This is a genomic window from Paraburkholderia sp. RL17-381-BIF-C (assembly GCF_046026435.1).
In the GTDB taxonomy this organism is placed as follows: Bacteria; Pseudomonadota; Gammaproteobacteria; order Burkholderiales; family Burkholderiaceae; genus Paraburkholderia.
Window position 1 is genome coordinate 1 of sequence record NZ_JARESX010000158.1, and the last position, 3,228, is coordinate 3,228.

At 53.2% G+C, this 3,228-nt stretch carries 2 rRNA genes; both read left to right on the top strand.

The window, feature by feature from the left end:
• Nucleotides 1-18: 18 nt before the first annotated feature.
• Nucleotides 19-2,897 (top strand): 23S ribosomal RNA (locus tag P0D70_RS36280).
• A gap of 208 nt (nucleotides 2,898-3,105) precedes the next feature.
• Nucleotides 3,106-3,218, top strand: a 5S ribosomal RNA gene (gene rrf / locus P0D70_RS36285).
• Nucleotides 3,219-3,228 lie beyond the last annotated feature (10 nt).

The window sequence follows — 3,228 nt, forward strand, 5'->3', positions numbered from 1 at the left end:
GAGACACACCCGTTATAGGGTCAAGCGAACAAGTGCATGTGGTGGATGCCTTGGCGATCACAGGCGATGAAGGACGCGGTAGCCTGCGAAAAGCGGTGGGGAGCTGGCAAACGAGCTTTGATCCACCGATATCCGAATGGGGAAACCCGGCCCGTATGGGTCATCCGTAGCTGAATACATAGGCTACGTGAAGCGAACGCGGTGAACTGAAACATCTAAGTAACCGCAGGAAAAGAAATCAACCGAGATTCCCAGAGTAGTGGCGAGCGAAATGGGACCAGCCTGTACTCTTTATCTTCATTGTTAGTCGAAGGCTCTGGAAAGTGCCGCCATAGCAGGTGATAGCCCTGTAGACGAAAACAGCGAGGAAGAACTGGGTGTACGACAAGTAGGGCGGGACACGTGAAATCCTGTCTGAAGATGGGGGGACCATCCTCCAAGGCTAAATACTCGTGATCGACCGATAGTGAACCAGTACCGTGAGGGAAAGGCGAAAAGAACCCCGGGAGGGGAGTGAAATAGATCCTGAAACCGCATGCATACAAACAGTCGGAGCCTCGCAAGGGGTGACGGCGTACCTTTTGTATAATGGGTCAGCGACTTACATTCAGTGGCAAGCTTAACCGATTAGGGCAGGCGTAGCGAAAGCGAGTCCGAACAGGGCGTTCAGTCGCTGGGTGTAGACCCGAAACCAGGTGATCTATCCATGGCCAGGATGAAGGTGCGGTAACACGTACTGGAGGTCCGAACCCACTAACGTTGAAAAGTTAGGGGATGAGCTGTGGATAGGGGTGAAAGGCTAAACAAACCTGGAAATAGCTGGTTCTCTCCGAAAACTATTTAGGTAGTGCCTCGTGTATCACCTTCGGGGGTAGAGCACTGTCATGGTTGTGGGGTCCATTGCGGATTACTACGCCATAGCAAACTCCGAATACCGAAGAGTGCAATCACGGGAGACAGACATCGGGTGCTAACGTCCGGTGTCAAGAGGGAAACAACCCAGACCGCCAGCTAAGGTCCCCAAATATTGCTAAGTGGGAAACGAAGTGGGAAGGCTAAAACAGTCAGGAGGTTGGCTTAGAAGCAGCCATCCTTTAAAGAAAGCGTAATAGCTCACTGATCGAGTCGTCCTGCGCGGAAGATGTAACGGGGCTAAGCAATATACCGAAGCTGCGGATGCACATTTATGTGCATGGTAGGAGAGCGTTCCGTAAGCCTGCGAAGGTGCATTGAAAAGTGCGCTGGAGGTATCGGAAGTGCGAATGCTGACATGAGTAGCGATAAAGGGGGTGAAAGGCCCCCTCGCCGTAAGCCCAAGGTTTCCTACGCAACGTTCATCGGCGTAGGGTGAGTCGGCCCCTAAGGCGAGGCAGAAATGCGTAGCTGATGGGAAGCAGGTTAATATTCCTGCACCATTGTTAAATGCGATGGGGGGACGGATCGCGGAAGGTTGTCCGGGTGTTGGAAGTCCCGGTCCTTGCATTGGAGAAGGCGCTTAGGCAAATCCGGGCGCGTAATTCAAGGGTGTGAGGCCATTCACTCAGGTGAAGAAGCAACTGGAAGTGGTTCCAAGAAAAGCCTCTAAGCTTCAGTTTAACAAGACCGTACCGCAAACCGACACAGGTGGGCGAGATGAGTATTCTAAGGCGCTTGAGAGAACTCGGGAGAAGGAACTCGGCAAATTGGTACCGTAACTTCGGGATAAGGTACGCCCCTGTAGCTTGACTGGCCTGCGCCAGAAGGGTGAAGGGGTTGCAATAAACTGGTGGCTGCGACTGTTTAATAAAAACACAGCACTCTGCAAACACGAAAGTGGACGTATAGGGTGTGACGCCTGCCCGGTGCCGGAAGATTAAATGATGGGGTGCAAGCTCTTGATTGAAGTCCCGGTAAACGGCGGCCGTAACTATAACGGTCCTAAGGTAGCGAAATTCCTTGTCGGGTAAGTTCCGACCTGCACGAATGGCGTAACGATGGCCACACTGTCTCCTCCCGAGACTCAGCGAAGTTGAAGTGTTTGTGATGATGCAATCTCCCCGCGGCTAGACGGAAAGACCCCATGAACCTTTACTGTAGCTTTGCATTGGACTTTGAACCGGTCTGTGTAGGATAGGTGGGAGGCTTTGAAGCGTGGACGCCAGTCTGCGTGGAGCCGACCTTGAAATACCACCCTGGTTTGTTTGAGGTTCTAACCTTGGTCCGTTATCCGGACTGGGGACAGTGCATGGTAGGCAGTTTGACTGGGGCGGTCTCCTCCCAAAGTGTAACGGAGGAGTACGAAGGTACGCTAGGTACGGTCGGAAATCGTGCTGATAGTGCAATGGCATAAGCGTGCTTAACTGCGAGACCGACAAGTCGAGCAGGTGCGAAAGCAGGTCATAGTGATCCGGTGGTTCTGTATGGAAGGGCCATCGCTCAACGGATAAAAGGTACTCTGGGGATAACAGGCTGATACCGCCCAAGAGTTCATATCGACGGCGGTGTTTGGCACCTCGATGTCGGCTCATCTCATCCTGGGGCTGTAGCCGGTCCCAAGGGTATGGCTGTTCGCCATTTAAAGAGGTACGTGAGCTGGGTTTAAAACGTCGTGAGACAGTTTGGTCCCTATCTGCCGTGGGCGCTGGATATTTGAAGGGGGCTGCTCCTAGTACGAGAGGACCGGAGTGGACGAACCTCTGGTGTACCGGTTGTCACGCCAGTGGCATCGCCGGGTAGCTATGTTCGGAAGAGATAACCGCTGAAAGCATCTAAGCGGGAAACTCGCCTTAAGATGAGATATCCCCGGGGCTTCGAGCCCCTTGAAGGGTCGTTCAAGACCAGGACGTTGATAGGTCAGGTGTGGAAGCGCAGTAATGCGTTAAGCTAACTGATACTAATTGCCCGTAAGGCTTGATCCTATAACAGGTGTGTCTTGCAATGATCGTTAGTGCTTCAGCACTTACGAGCATCCCACCCCCGAAGGGGGCAGGGACGCCACACACGGTTGAGATCAGTGTTGTGCCAGAAACAACACAACCCCCAAAGCTTGCCTGGTGAGCATCACCAGAAACTACTTCTTCCAGATTGGTTGGGCTGTCCCCAAAGACAGCGCAGCAACAAGTCATGCCTGATGACCATAGCGAGTCGGTCCCACCCCTTCCCATCCCGAACAGGACCGTGAAACGACTCCACGCCGATGATAGTGCGGATTCCCGTGTGAAAGTAGGTAATCGTCAGGCTCCCCAGCAG